The sequence below is a fragment of the Streptomyces sp. NPDC038280 genome, assembly GCF_055600045.1.
In genome coordinates this window covers 141,665-155,125 of the sequence record NZ_JBVJYZ010000011.1, presented here as the reverse complement: position 1 = coordinate 155,125, position 13,461 = coordinate 141,665, and the positions used below count along the sequence as shown (strand labels likewise).

General features: G+C 70.5%; 13 protein-coding genes. 5 read left to right on the top strand and 8 right to left on the bottom strand.

Going from position 1 to position 13,461, the window contains the following annotated elements; genetic code table 11:
- The first annotated feature begins 2 nt into the window (after positions 1-2).
- The 3 genes from galE to ACZ7J0_RS22435 all read left to right on the top strand — a co-directional run bounded on the left by galE (position 3) and on the right by ACZ7J0_RS22435 (position 3,162).
- Entirely contained in the window at positions 3-968 is a 966-nt protein-coding gene (gene galE / locus ACZ7J0_RS22445; RefSeq protein WP_470890109.1) for a UDP-glucose 4-epimerase GalE, read from the top strand.
- Complete coding sequence (gene galK / locus ACZ7J0_RS22440) at positions 968-2,116, top strand: galactokinase (RefSeq protein ID WP_470889961.1); 1,149 nt, start codon at positions 968-970, stop codon at positions 2,114-2,116. Before galE ends, galK begins: the two co-directional genes overlap by 1 nt.
- Positions 2,117-2,400: 284 nt before the next feature.
- Positions 2,401-3,162 (top strand): LuxR C-terminal-related transcriptional regulator, encoded by a 762-nt coding sequence (locus tag ACZ7J0_RS22435; RefSeq protein WP_470890107.1) that lies wholly within the window; start codon positions 2,401-2,403, stop codon positions 3,160-3,162.
- On the opposite strand, the gene tamR is transcribed toward ACZ7J0_RS22435, so the two are convergent.
- Positions 3,121-3,618, bottom strand: a complete 498-nt coding sequence (gene tamR, locus ACZ7J0_RS22430; RefSeq protein WP_468710357.1) for a MarR family transcriptional regulator TamR — start codon at positions 3,616-3,618, stop codon at positions 3,121-3,123. The two genes, ACZ7J0_RS22435 and tamR, sit on opposite strands and share 42 nt — an antisense overlap.
- A gap of 131 nt (positions 3,619-3,749) precedes the next feature.
- Here tamR and ACZ7J0_RS22425 point away from each other — a divergent pair, with 131 nt between their 5' ends.
- Positions 3,750-4,571, top strand: coding sequence for a trans-aconitate 2-methyltransferase (locus ACZ7J0_RS22425; protein ID WP_470889959.1), 822 nt, complete (start codon positions 3,750-3,752; stop codon positions 4,569-4,571).
- 190 nt (positions 4,572-4,761) lie between these two features.
- On the opposite strand, the gene ACZ7J0_RS22420 is transcribed toward ACZ7J0_RS22425, so the two are convergent.
- Together ACZ7J0_RS22420 and ACZ7J0_RS22415 are read right to left on the bottom strand one after the other, a co-directional pair.
- Positions 4,762-5,436 (bottom strand): TetR/AcrR family transcriptional regulator, encoded by a 675-nt coding sequence (locus tag ACZ7J0_RS22420; protein WP_470889957.1) that lies wholly within the window; start codon positions 5,434-5,436, stop codon positions 4,762-4,764.
- Positions 5,433-6,401, bottom strand: a complete 969-nt coding sequence (locus ACZ7J0_RS22415; RefSeq protein WP_470889955.1) for an acyl-CoA desaturase — start codon at positions 6,399-6,401, stop codon at positions 5,433-5,435. Before ACZ7J0_RS22415 ends, ACZ7J0_RS22420 begins: the two co-directional genes overlap by 4 nt.
- A 213-nt stretch (positions 6,402-6,614) precedes the next feature.
- Here ACZ7J0_RS22415 and ppc point away from each other — a divergent pair, with 213 nt between their 5' ends.
- Positions 6,615-9,344 carry a phosphoenolpyruvate carboxylase gene (gene ppc / locus ACZ7J0_RS22410; RefSeq protein ID WP_470889953.1) on the top strand — a complete coding sequence of 910 codons (2,730 nt, stop codon included), beginning with the start codon at positions 6,615-6,617 and terminating at the stop codon, positions 9,342-9,344.
- Between the two features lie 87 nt (positions 9,345-9,431).
- Here ppc and ACZ7J0_RS22405 read toward each other — a convergent pair whose 3' ends face one another.
- The 5 genes from ACZ7J0_RS22405 to ACZ7J0_RS22385 form a co-directional block, all read right to left on the bottom strand.
- On the bottom strand, positions 9,432-10,130 hold the full coding sequence (locus ACZ7J0_RS22405) for an LPXTG cell wall anchor domain-containing protein (RefSeq protein ID WP_470889951.1): 699 nt from the start codon (positions 10,128-10,130) through the stop codon (positions 9,432-9,434).
- Positions 10,131-10,291: 161 nt separating this feature from the next.
- Positions 10,292-10,753 (bottom strand): hypothetical protein, encoded by a 462-nt coding sequence (locus ACZ7J0_RS22400; protein ID WP_470889949.1) that lies wholly within the window; start codon positions 10,751-10,753, stop codon positions 10,292-10,294.
- 41 nt (positions 10,754-10,794) lie between these two features.
- Positions 10,795-11,391, bottom strand: a complete 597-nt coding sequence (gene pth, locus ACZ7J0_RS22395; RefSeq protein ID WP_468710345.1) for an aminoacyl-tRNA hydrolase — start codon at positions 11,389-11,391, stop codon at positions 10,795-10,797.
- Between the two features lie 128 nt (positions 11,392-11,519).
- Positions 11,520-12,110, bottom strand: a complete 591-nt coding sequence (locus ACZ7J0_RS22390; RefSeq protein ID WP_470889947.1) for a 50S ribosomal protein L25/general stress protein Ctc — start codon at positions 12,108-12,110, stop codon at positions 11,520-11,522.
- A gap of 321 nt (positions 12,111-12,431) precedes the next feature.
- Positions 12,432-13,409: a ribose-phosphate diphosphokinase gene (locus ACZ7J0_RS22385; RefSeq protein WP_469121423.1), complete on the bottom strand. Its 978-nt coding sequence runs from the start codon at positions 13,407-13,409 to the stop codon at positions 12,432-12,434.
- Positions 13,410-13,461 lie beyond the last annotated feature (52 nt).

The window sequence follows — 13,461 nt, the reverse complement described above, 5'->3', positions numbered from 1 at the left end:
CTGTGTCTTCCCGGTACCTGGTGACGGGCGGAGCGGGGTACGTGGGCAGTGTGGTGGCCGCGCACCTGCTGGAGGCGGGGCACGAGGTGACCGTCCTCGACGACCTCTCCACCGGTTTCCGCGAAGGGGTTCCGGCGGGCGCCGAGTTCATCGAGGGTCGCGTCCAGGACGCGGCGAAGTGGCTGGACCCGTCGTACGACGCGGTGCTGCACTTCGCGGCCTTCTCCCAGGTCGGCGAGTCCGTCGTGGACCCGGAGAAGTACTGGGTGAACAACGTCGGCGGCACCACCGCCCTGCTCGCCGCGATGCGGGACGCCGGCGTGCGCCGGCTCGTGTTCTCCTCCACCGCCGCGACCTACGGGGAGCCGGTCTCCGTCCCCATCACCGAGAGCGACCCGACGGCGCCCACCAACCCGTACGGCGCCACCAAACTCGCCGTCGACCACATGATCTCCGGCGAGGCGGCCGCGCACGGCCTGGCCGCCGCGTCCTTGCGGTACTTCAACGTGGCGGGGGCCTACGGCGCCCAGGGCGAACGTCACGACCCCGAGTCGCATCTCGTCCCGCTCGTCCTCCAGGTGGCCCTCGGTCGGCGGGCGGCGATCTCCGTGTACGGCGACGACTACCCGACCCCCGACGGCACCTGCGTACGCGACTACATCCACGTCGCCGACCTCGCCGAGGCGCATCTGCTCGCCCTGGACGCCGTCGCGCCCGGCGAGCACCTGATCTGCAACCTCGGCAACGGCAACGGCTTCTCGGTCCGCGAGGTGATCGAGACCGTCCGCCGGGTGACCGGTCATCCCGTGCCGGAGGTCCTCGCCGGGCGGCGGGCCGGCGACCCGGCGGTCCTGGTCGCCTCAGCCGACACCGCGCGCGAAAGGCTCGGCTGGACCCCCTCCCGCCCGGACCTGGCCGCCATCGTGGCCGACGCCTGGGCCTTCGCGAGAGAGCGGGAGCGCGGCTGATGGGGGTGGCGGAGGACTTCACCGCGCTGTACGGCGCCGCGCCCGAGGGCGTGTGGGCGGCCCCGGGCCGGGTCAACCTGATCGGCGAGTACACCGACTTCAACGACGGGTTCGTCCTGCCGCTCGCGCTGCCGCACACCGCGGTCGCCGCGGTCTCGCGGCGCACGGACGGCGTACTGCGGGTCCACTCGGCCGACGTGGACCAGGGCGTGGTCCACCTGGCCGTCGACGCCCTCGCTCCGGGCGGCGACACCGGCTGGGCGGCGTACCCGGCGGGCGTCCTCTGGGCCCTGCGGGAGGCCGGGCACCCGGTCACCGGTGCGGACATCCATCTCTCCTCGACGGTTCCCACCGGCGCGGGTCTGTCCTCCTCGGCGGCGCTCGAGGTCGTCACCGCCCTCGCCCTGAACGAGCTGTACGGGCTCGGACTCTCCCGCCCGGAGCTCGCGGTCCTCGCGCAGCGCGCCGAGAACGCCTTCGTGGGGGTGCCCTGCGGGGTGATGGACCAGATGGCGTCGGCCTGTTGCGTCGAGGGGCACGCCCTCCACCTCGACACCCGTGATCTGTCCTGGCGGCAGGTGCCGTTCGCCCCGGAGGCCCAGGGGCTCGCCCTGCTGGTCGTCGACACCCGGGTGAAGCACGCGCTCGGCGACGGCGCGTACGCCGAGCGGCGCGCCGGGTGCGAAACGGGTGCGCGGGCGCTCGGCGTGCGCACGCTGCGCGACGTGGATCCCGTGCAACTGCCGGGGGCCCTCGACCGCTTGTCCGCCGCGGCGGGGGAGCAGGTCGCGCGGTACGTCAGGCATGTGGTCGGGGACAACCAGCGGGTCGAGCGGACGATCGCGTTGCTGGAGGTCGGCGAGGTGCGCGCGGTGGGTCCCGTGCTCACCGAGGGCCACGCCTCCCTCCGCGACGACCTTCGGGTCTCCTGCCCCGAGCTGGACGTGGCGGTCGCCGCCGCCAACGACGCCGGGGCGCTGGGCGCCCGGATGACCGGCGGCGGTTTCGGCGGCTCCGCGGTCGTCCTCACCGAGGCGGACGGGGCGCCGGCGGTCACCGCAGCCGTCGAGAAGGCCTTCGCCGCCGCCGGGCACACCGCCCCGCGGATCTTCCCGGCGACCCCGTCCGCGGGCGCGCGCCGCCTCTGAAAACGGTGGCTCCTGTGGGCTTTTGTCGACCTCCGGCCCACAGGACCCACAGTCCACACCGCGGACGGTCAGTTCTGCGATTCGGCTTCCGTCGCAGTCCCCCGCCCGTACTCTGATGCACAGCGCCGGTGGGGGCCGGTGCTGATCAGGGGGCGAGACAGCCGGGTACGACGCCTGGGGCGGGGTAACTGTCACTGCACGGCGGCGGCCGTGCGACCGATGGGCCCCACACTCTCCGGGCGCCGTACCCGTGCCGGTCAGTTCCTCGACACTTGGGGGTGTCAGTGGTCCGTATCCGGGTTCTGGTGGTGGACGATCACCGCATCTTCGCCGAGTCTCTCGCCGCGGCTCTCGCGGCCGAGCCCGACGTGGACGTCGCGGCGGCCGGCAGCGGCCCGGCCGCGCTGCGCTGTCTGGAGCGGGCGGCCGCCGACGGCCGCCGATTCGATGTGATGCTGGTCGACGCCGACCTGGGGGCGGTGGCCGCTCCCGCCGTGGCCCGTGCGGTCCCCGACGGCGCGGAGGCAGCCGTCGACGGCATCTCGCTGGTGGCCGGGGTCCGTTCGGGCCAGCCCCAGGTCCGTACGGTCGTCCTGGCGGAGAAGGACGACCCGCGCCGGGCCGCCCTCGCGCTCCAGGCGGGGGCGTCGGGCTGGGTCGCCAAGGACTGCTCGCTGCAGCGGCTGCTCGCGGTGATACGGGGCGTCCTGCGCGACGAGACGCATCTGCCGGCCGCCCTGCTCACCGGCGTGCTGCGGGAGCTGACGGCGGCCCGCAAGCACCGCACCGACAGCGAGCGGCTCGTCGAGTCGCTGACCCCGCGCGAGCGCGAGGTGCTGCGCTGCATGGTCGCGGGCCTGGGCCGCAAGGCGGTCGCCGAGCGGCTGTTCCTCTCCCCGCACACCGTTCGTACGCATATGCAGAACGTGCTCGGGAAGCTCGGGGTGCACTCCACCCTGGCGGCGGTCGCGCTGGCCCGGCGGGCCGGGGTCGGCCCCGCCGAACTAGCCGGGAATGTTGTCGAACGGGGCGGTCAACTGGCGTAGCAGTCCGGCCAGTTCGCCGCGCTGTGCGCGGGACAGCTCACCCAGGATCGCCCGCTCCTGGGCGAGCAGCCCGGCGAGCGCCTGGTCGGCCCGGTCGCGGCCCTCGGGCGTGAGGCGGACCAGCACACCGCGGCGGTCGCTGGGGTCGGGCAGCCGCTCGACGAGGCCCTTCTTGGCGAGCCGGTCGATGCGGTTGGTCATCGTGCCGGAGGTGACCAGGGTCTGGGTGAGCAACTGCCCGGGGGACAGCTGGTACGGGGCGCCGGCGCGGCGCAGCGACGTGAGGACGTCGAACTCCCACGGCTCCAGATTGTGCTCGGAGAACGCGAGCCGGCGGGCCCGGTCGAGATGCCGGGCCAGCCGTGAGACACGGCTGAGTACCTCGAGTGGTTCCACGTCGAGGTCGGGGCGCTCGCGGCGCCATGCAGCGACCAGACGGTCGACCTCGTCCTCCATGTCGATCAGTGTAGAGGGTCCCTCGACATGAAGTCTCTTGACATCAAGATATATTCCGCTGGACTATTGGGCATGACCGGGCCGGAACCCCGTTCCGCTTCGTTGTTCCGTTCCAGCAAGGGGGCTCGAACATGCATTCCGCACCAACCTGGGATCCACAGCAGTACCTCCGGCACTCCGGCCATCGCACCCGGCCCTTTCTCGATCTCCTCACTCGCATACCCGACCTGCCCACGGGCGGCCGGCCCGCACGGATCGCCGACCTCGGCTGCGGACCCGGCAATGTGACGGCGCTGCTCGCCGACCGCTGGCCGGACGCACGGATCACCGGTTTCGACCTGTCACCCGAGATGCTGGAACAGGCCGAGAAGCACTACGCGGGAACCACCTCGGGCGGCGGCTGGCTGGATTTCCGCCCCGCCGACGCGGCCCACTGGACACCGGACGAGCCCTACGACCTGATCGTCTCCAACGCCGCTCTCCAATGGGTGCCCAACCATCCGGAGTCCTTCCCCGCCTGGCTCGACGGCCTCACACCCGGCGGCACGCTCGCCTTCCAGGTCCCCGGCAACTTCACCTCGCCCAGCCACGCCCTGCTCGGCGAGCTCTGCGACACCCCGTACTGGCGCCCCCGCGTCGGCGACCACGGCAGACGGTTCGTCCACGTCCTGGACCCGGCCGACTATCTGATCCGGCTCACCGACCTCGGCTGCGCGACCGACGTCTGGGAGACCACCTATTCCCAACTGCTGACCGGCGAGGACCCCGTCCTCGACTGGGTGAAGGGCACGGCCCTGCGGCCGGTCCTCACGGCCCTGGAGGGCGACGACGAGGCCATCGACGCCTTCCTCACCCAATACCGCCAGCTGCTCCGCGAGGCCTACCCGCCCGGTCCCCACGGCACGGTCTTCCCGTTCCGGCGGATCTTCGCCATCGCCCGGAAACCCGCCTGACCGGCGAGCGCGCATGGAAAACCGCGACCCGGGACGCCCACGCCGACGTGGCGCCCCGGGCCGCGGCCCTTCTTCGGCCGAGCCCAACCAACCGGCTATGGCCGGTCGCGGCGATCCCTGCCGCACGCCACCGCGCTTGCGATTTCCTCGCGCGCCCCACCTGCCCGGTGAAGACCGATCACCCGCCGGCTCAGTTCTTGCGGTGCCCTATCAGCCGCGGCTTCTGCTCCAGCCCGTCCAGGCCGTGCCACGCCAGGTTCACCAGATGCGCCGCGACCTCCGCCTTCTTCGGCTTGCGGACGTCCAGCCACCACTGGCCCGTCAGGGCCACACTGCCCACCAGCGCCTGCGCGTACAGCGGCGCCAGCTTCGGGTCGAAACCCCGGGCCTTGAACTCCAGGCCCAGAATGTCCTCCACCTGGGTCGCGATGTCGCTGATCAGCGAGGCGAAGGTGCCCGTCGACTGCGCCACCGGCGAGTCGCGGACCAGGATCCGGAACCCGTCCGTGTACCGCTCGATGTAGTCGAGGAGCGCGAAGGCGGCCTGCTCCAGAAGCTCCCGGGGATGGCCCGCCGTCAGCGCGCCCGTCACCATGTCGAGGAGCTGGCGCATCTCCCGGTCGACCACGACCGCGTACAGGCCCTCCTTGCCGCCGAAGTGCTCGTACACCACCGGCTTCGACACCCCGGCCTTCGCCGCGATCTCCTCCACCGACGTGCCCTCGAAGCCCTTCTCGGCGAAGAGCGTGCGGCCGATGTCCAGCAGTTGCTCACGGCGCTCGGCGCCCGTCATCCGCACCCGGCGGCCACGCCGGGGCTTGTCGCCGCTGTTCGTACTGCCGTCGATCGCCACGTCGTCAATCATGCCGCGTTCGCGGGCTCGTCCTGGCGTCGGGCTTCGATCCGGGAGGCGTTCGGCCAGCGCACGTCATAGGCCCAGCCCAGCTTCTCGAACCAGCGGATCAACCGGGCGCTGGAGTCCAGCTGGCCGCGCATCACACCGTGCCGCGCCGACGTCGGGTCGGCGTGGTGCAGGTTGTGCCACGACTCGCCGCACGACAGCACCGCCAGCCACCACACGTTGCCCGAGCGGTCCCGGGACTTGAAGGGGCGCTTGCCGACCGCGTGGCAGATCGAATTGATCGACCAGGTGACGTGGTGCAGCAGCGCGACCCGGACCAGCGAGCCCCAGAAGAAGGCCGTGAACGCCCCCCACCAGGACATCGTGACCAGCCCGCCCACCAGCGGCGGGATCGCGAGCGACAGGATCGTCCAGAAGATGAAGTCACGGGAGATGCGGCGGATCGCCGGGTCCTTGATCAGATCCGGCGCGTACTTGGCCTGCGGCGTGCGCTCCTCGTCGAACATCCATGCGATGTGCGCCCACCACAGGCCCTTGATCAGCGCCGGTACGGTCTCGCCGAACCGCCATGGCGAATGCGGGTCGCCCTCCGCGTCGGAGAACTTGTGGTGCTTGCGGTGGTCGGCGACCCAGCGCACCAGCGGCCCCTCCACCGCCAGCGAGCCCATGATCGCCAGCGTGATCCGCAGCGGGCGCTTCGCCTTGAAGGAGCCATGGGTGAAGTACCGGTGGAAACCGATCGTGATGCCGTGGCAGCCGATGTAGTACATCGCCACCAGCAGGCCCAGATCGAGCCAGCTCACGCCGCCCCAGCTCCAGGCCAGCGGCACCGCCGCGATCAGGGCGAGAAAGGGCACCGTGATGAACAGCAGCAGCGTGATCTGCTCGATCGAGCGCTTCTTGTCCCCACCGAGCGTGGCGGGGGGCAGATCCGGAGCGGGTTCCAGCACGTCGGGGCGTGTGGTCATGGGTGTCCCCTGGGGGTGAAGGGAGAAAAGGAAGGCGTGGCTACGCTCCCGTAACCTACGGCGACGTAAGTATGGCAGCGCCGGGGCCCGCGGCAAGAGGGCCATGGACGGCGTCACGAAAATGGACACCTATCCTGGGTGCGTCGGACAGCGCGGTCCGCAAGCCTCCAGTACCCCTCCAGACGTGCTCAAACACTGCAAGGAGCCGCACCTGTGAGCAGTGCCGACCAGACCCCTTCAGCCAGCGCCGAGCTGCGATCCGATATCCGCCGACTGGGCGATCTGCTGGGCGAGACCCTCGTCCGACAGGAGGGCCCCGAGCTTCTCGACCTCGTCGAGAAGGTCCGCAGGCTCACCCGTGAGGACGGCGAGGCCGCCGCCGAGCTGCTCGGCGACACCGATCTGGAGACCGCCGCCCGCCTGGTGCGCGCCTTCTCCACCTACTTCCACCTGGCGAACGTCACCGAGCAGGTCCACCGTGGCCGCGAGATGCGTGAGAAGCGCGCCGCCGAGGGCGGGCTGCTGGCCAGGACCGCCGACATGCTCAAGGACGGCGACGCCGAGCACGTACGCGAGACGGTCAGGAACCTCAACGTCCGGCCCGTCTTCACCGCGCACCCCACCGAGGCCGCCCGCCGCTCGGTGCTGAACAAGCTCCGCCGCATCGCCGAGCTCCTCGAAACCCCGGTCATCGCCGCCGACCGGCGCCGCCACGACCTGCGGCTCGCCGAGAACATCGACCTCATCTGGCAGACCGACGAACTGCGCGTCGTCCGGCCCGAGCCCGCCGACGAGGCCCGCAACGCCATCTACTACCTGGACGAGCTGCACGCCGGCGCCGTCGGCGACGTCCTGGAGGACCTCGCCGCCGAGCTGGAGCGCGTCGGCATCGAGCTGCCCGCCGGCACCCGCCCCCTCACCTTCGGCACGTGGATCGGCGGCGACCGCGACGGCAACCCCAACGTCACCCCCCAGGTGACCTGGGACGTCCTGATCCTCCAGCACGAGCACGGCATCACCGACGCCATCGAGGTCATCGACTACCTGCGCGGCCTGCTCTCCAACTCCATCCGCTACGCCGGCGCCACCGACGAGCTCCTGACCTCCCTCCAGGCCGACCTGGAGCGGCTGCCGGAGATCAGCCCCCGCTACAAGCGCCTCAACGCCGAGGAGCCCTACCGCCTCAAGGCCACCTGCGTGCGGCAGAAGCTCGTCAACACCCGCGAGCGCCTCGCCAAGGGCACCCCCCACGAGACCGGCCGCGACTACCTCGGCACCTCCGAGCTCGTCCACGACCTCACCCTGATGCAGACCTCGCTGCGCGAGCACCGCGGCGGGCTCTTCGCCGACGGCCGCATGGACCGGGTCATCCGGACCCTGTCCGCCTTCGGGCTCCAGCTCGCCACCATGGACGTACGCGAACACGCCGACGCCCACCACCACGCCCTCGGCCAGCTGTTCGACCGGCTCGGCGAGGAGTCGTGGCGGTACACCGACATGCCCCGCGACTACCGGCAGAAGCTCCTCGCCAAGGAGCTGCGCTCACGTCGGCCGCTCGCCCCGACGCCCGCACCTCTCGACGCGGCCGGGCAGAAGACCCTCGGCGTCTTCCACACGATCAAGGAAGCCTTCGAGCGGTTCGGCCCCGAGGTCATCGAGTCGTACATCATCTCGATGTGCCAGGGAGCCGACGACGTCTTCGCGGCGGCGGTCCTGGCCCGCGAGGCCGGTCTGATCGACCTCCACGGCGGCTGGGCCAAGATCGGCATCGTCCCGCTCCTGGAGACCACCGACGAGCTCAAGGCCGCCGACGTCATCCTCGACGGCATGCTCGCCGACCCCTCCTACCGGCGCCTGGTCTCCCTGCGCGGCGACGTCCAGGAGGTCATGCTCGGCTACTCCGACTCCTCCAAGTTCGGCGGCATCACCACCTCCCAGTGGGAGATCCACCGCGCCCAGCGCAGACTCCGCGACGTCGCTCACCGCTACGGCGTACGGCTGCGGCTCTTCCACGGCCGCGGCGGCACCGTCGGCCGCGGCGGCGGCCCCTCGCACAACGCGATCCTCGCCCAGCCCTGGGGCACCCTGGAGGGCGAGATCAAGGTGACCGAGCAGGGCGAGGTCATCTCCGACAAGTACCTGATCCCCTCGCTCGCCCGCGAGAACCTGGAACTCACCGTCGCGGCGACCCTCCAGGCCTCCGCCCTGCACACCTCCCCGAGGCAGTCCAGCGACGCGCTGGCCCGCTGGGACGCGGCCATGGACACCGTCTCCGACGCCGCGCACTCCGCGTACCGCAGGCTCGTCGAGGACCCCGACCTCCCCGCGTACTTCTTCGCCTCCACCCCCGTCGACCAGCTCGCCGACCTCCACCTGGGCTCCCGGCCCTCCCGCCGGCCCGACTCGGGCGCCGGTCTGGACGGTCTGCGGGCCATCCCGTGGGTCTTCGGCTGGACGCAGTCGCGGCAGATCGTCCCCGGCTGGTTCGGCGTCGGCTCCGGCCTCAAGGCGCTGCGCGAGGCCGGACTCGACCCGGTCCTGGACGAGATGAGCCGGCAGTGGCACTTCTTCCGCAACTTCCTCTCCAACGTCGAGATGACGCTGGCCAAGACGGACCTGCGGATCGCCCGCCACTACGTCGACACCCTCGTCCCGGAGAACCTCAAGCACGTCTTCGCCACCATCGAGGCCGAGCACGAGCTGACCGTCTCCGAAGTACTGAAGATCACCGGCGGAAAGCAGCTCCTGGACTCCAACCCGGCGCTCCAGCAGACCTTCGCCATCCGTGACGCCTACCTGGACCCGATCTCCTACCTCCAGGTGGCGCTCCTGGCCCGCCAGCGCAAGGCCGCCGAGGCCGGCGAGCAGCCCGACCCGCTCCTGGCGCGGGCGCTGCTGCTGACGGTGAACGGTGTCGCGGCGGGCCTGCGCAACACCGGCTGACGCTCGACGGCAGACATGACCGTGCCCCCGCCGGACTTCCGGCGGGGGCACGGTCACTCATGGCCCGAGGGCCCGGTTCGACCAGCCTCAGTGCTGCTGGGTCCTGCGGCGGCGCATCACCAGGAAGCCACCGGCCGCGGCCAGGGCCACCGCCACCGCCGCCATCGCGCCGACAGGCGCGCTGCTGCCGGTCTCGGCGAGGTCACCCTCGCCCGTGCCGCCCTGCTCCGAGGGAGCGGCCGCGGGAGCGGACGCGTCGTCGGCCGGCTTCTCGTCCGAGGGAGCCGAAGGCGCGACGGAGGGCTTCTCGACCGGCTTCTCCTCCGGCTTCTCGCCGGGCTTGCCGGGCTCCTCACCGGGCTTGCCCGGCTTCGCCTCGTCGCCGCAGTCGGTCTTGAAGACCTTGTGCTTGGCCCGGCCGTTCTCGCCCTCGAAGTTCCAGAACAGCTTGTACTGCCCGTCGGGCAGGGTCATGTCCGCCGTACGGCCGTGGCCCTCGGCGTCGAGCACGAGCGAGCCGGACTTGACGGTCTCGCCCTTGTCCAGGTCGTTGTTGGCCCAGGCCTCGATGTGCCAGGCCACCTTCTGGGCCGAGTCGAAGCCGAAGCTGTCGAGGTAGAAGGAGCAGACCTTCGGTTCGTTCCTGCGAAGCTCCGCGCCGGTCGTGGCGTCATGGATCTTCACGGTGCCGTTGTCGCCCTTGGGCGTGGCATAGGCGGACGGAGCCAGCAGCAGTGAGGCGGTCACGGCGGTGACCAGAGTGCCGGCGGGAATCAGAATGCGCATGGGCAGTCCAACGTGAGAGATGAGGGATGCCGTGGGGGGCGGCTCAGCTTCTTGCGGTAACAGCAGACCGTCAACGTCGATCAATGCGCATCGGTTACTTTTACGAAGGCGTGTCCGAATGCTCCTGGATAACGATCAGATGAACGAGCCATTCCGCATACTCAGAGCGCGAGGAACAACGCCAGCAACAGCGCCCCGCCGACCCCCGCCGCGCCCCACGCGACCCGCGTCAGCCGCAGCCCGCCACCGATGACCAGCGACGCCAGCAACAGCGCACCGCCCAGCGGCAGCCACGCGTGCAGCCCGCCCGCCCAGCCGGTCCGCACCACCTCGCTCGTTCCCGGCTTCACCACCACCCCGAACGCACCGCCCTTGCGCACGACGACCGACCGCTCGATCACCACACCCGTACGCGCCGGGGCGCCGCCCTCGGGGACGTAGCGGCCGGTGCAGGTGTCCTCACCGCAGCCGGCGACCGTCAAGGTGCCGTGCTCGCGCCCCTTCGGCAGCAGAACGTGCTGCGCGGAGCTCCACGAGGCCCGGACACCCGCGAGGACCAGCAGCAGGGCGACCAGCGCCATGGCGGCGTTGCGGGCGTAGGTGAACAGGACGGTCCGCTTCATGGGGCGCGATCCTTGGCCATGGGGCCACGCCTGGTCAACCGTCAGGAGTTGTACGCGGACTGCGCCCGCTCAAGCCCCTCGGTCACCAGACACTCCACCGCGTCCGCCGCCCGGTCCACGAAGTAGTCCAGCTCCTTGCGCTCCGAGGACGAGAAATCCTTCAGAACGAAGTCCGCCACCTGCATCCGCCCCGGCGGCCGGCCGATACCGAACCGCAGCCGGTGATAATCCGCCCCCATCGCCTTCGTCATCGACTTCAGACCGTTGTGGCCGTTGTCCCCGCCACCCAGCTTCAGCCGCAGCACGCCGTAATCGATGTCCAGCTCGTCATGGATCGCCACGATGTTCGCCGTCGGCACCTTGTAGAAGTCCCGCAGCGACGTCACCGGACCACCGGACAGGTTCATGTACGACATCGGCTTCGCCAGCACCACACGGCGGCTCGACGGCCCCGGCGGTCCCATACGGCCCTCGACGACCTGCGCCTGCGCCTTCTGCGCGCGCTTGAACTTTCCGCCGATCCTCCCCGCGAGGAGATCCGCGACCATGAACCCGACATTGTGCCGGTTCGCCGCATACTCCGGTCCCGGGTTGCCGAGGCCGACGATCAGCCAGGGGGCGCTCGCGTCGGTCGTCATCGTGGGGCGTCTCCTCGTACGGGTGCAGGGAACGGCTGCGGGGATCGGGCCGGGTGAAGGGCGGGACAGGGAAACGGGGTGGCGGGCCGCAGCCCACCACCCCGTCCGCGTCAAGCAGAGCCTACGGCTCAGGCCTCCGCGCCCTCGGTCTCACCCTCGGCCTCGGCGGCCGGCTCCTCGGCCTGCGCGGCCAGGATCTGGATGACGACGGCGTCCTCGTCGGTCACCAGGGTGGTGCCGGACGGCAGCGCGACGTCCTTCGCGTGGATGGAGGCACCGGCCTCCAGGCCCTCGATGGACACGGTGACGGACGTCGGGATGTGCGTGGCCTCGGCCTCGACGGAGAGCGTGTTCAGCACGTTCTCGACCAGGAAGCTGCCCGGGGCCAGCTCGCCCTCGGTCTCGACGACGACCTCGACGGTGACCTTCTCGCCACGACGCACGAGAATCAGGTCGACGTGCTCGAGGAAGCCCTTGATCGCGTCACGCTGGACGGCCTTCGGGATCGCGAGCTCGGTCTTGCCCTCGATGTCCAGGGACAGCAGGACGTTCGGGGTGCGCAGAGCCAGCAGCAGCTGGTGGCCCGGCAGCGTGATGTGGACCGGCTCGGTGCCGTGACCGTAGACAACGCCGGGAACCTTGTTCTCACGGCGGATGCGGCGGGCAGCGCCCTTGCCGAACTCGGAACGAGTCTCGGCGGAGATCTTCACCTCGGACATGTGCACTCCTCGTATGCAGAAACTGATGTGGCGGTCACCCGGCCACGACTGGCCTGCTACGAAGAGCGCGTCGATAACGGACCGCCGCACCTACCGGTACGGCCTCCCTCGCCGAGCAACTTCAACAGTGTACTCGGCACGCCCCCAGCGACCCAATCGATCACCCAGGCCCGCCGACGCCCTGGCCGGCCAGCACCGCGGTGGACGCGCTCAGAAGATGACGCACGCGCGTCGAGGGCCGGAGAAGGCAAGAGGAGAACCGGGAAAAGGGCCGCTCCCCGGCACGGGGAACGGCCCTTCTCCTTACGTACTACGTCCTGATCAGCCCTGCTCCTCGAAGAGGCTCGTCACCGAACCGTCCTCGAAGACCTCACGGACCGCACGCGCGATCGTCGGCGCGATCGACAGCACCGTGATCTTGTCCAGCTCCAGCGAGCCCGGGTCGGGCAGCGTGTCCGTGAACACGAACTCGCTCACCTTCGAGTTCTTCAGACGATCGGCCGCCGGACCCGACAGCACACCGTGCGTCGCCGTCACGATGACGTCCTCGGCACCGTGCGCGAACAGCGCGTCCGCGGCGGCGCAGATCGTGCCACCGGTGTCGATCATGTCGTCGACCAGGACGCACACCCGGCCCTCGACCTCACCCACGACCTCGTGGACCGTCACCTGGTTCGCCACGTCCTTGTCACGACGCTTGTGCACGATCGCCAGCGGCGCGTCCAGACGGTCGCACCAACGGTCCGCCACCCGCACCCGACCCGCGTCCGGAGACACGATCGTCAGCTTCGAACGGTCCACCTTCGCACCCACGTAGTCCGCGAGGACCGGCAGCGCCGACAGGTGGTCCACCGGGCCGTCGAAGAAGCCCTGGATCTGGTCCGTGTGCAGATCGACCGTGAGAATACGGTCCGCACCCGCGGTCTTCAGCAGGTCCGCGATCAGACGGGCCGAAATCGGCTCACGCCCACGGTGCTTCTTGTCCTGACGGGCATAGCCGTAGGACGGGATGATCACCGTGATGCTCCGGGCCGAAGCCCGCTTCAGCGCATCCAGCATGATCAGCTGTTCCATGATCCACTTATTGATCGGAGCCGTGTGGCTCTGGATCAAAAAGCAGTCCGCACCACGCGCCGACTCCTGGAAGCGGACGTAGATCTCACCATTCGCGAAGTCGAAAGCCTTGGTCGGCACGATGCCGACACCCAGCTGATGTGCGACCTCCTCGGCCAGCTCGGGGTGGGCGCGGCCGGAGAAGAGCATCAGCTTCTTCTCGCCGGTCGTCTTGATCCCGGTCACAGCACTGTCTCCTCAGACGTGTTCCCTGGCCGCGAGTCCGTCGAGCGCGAGC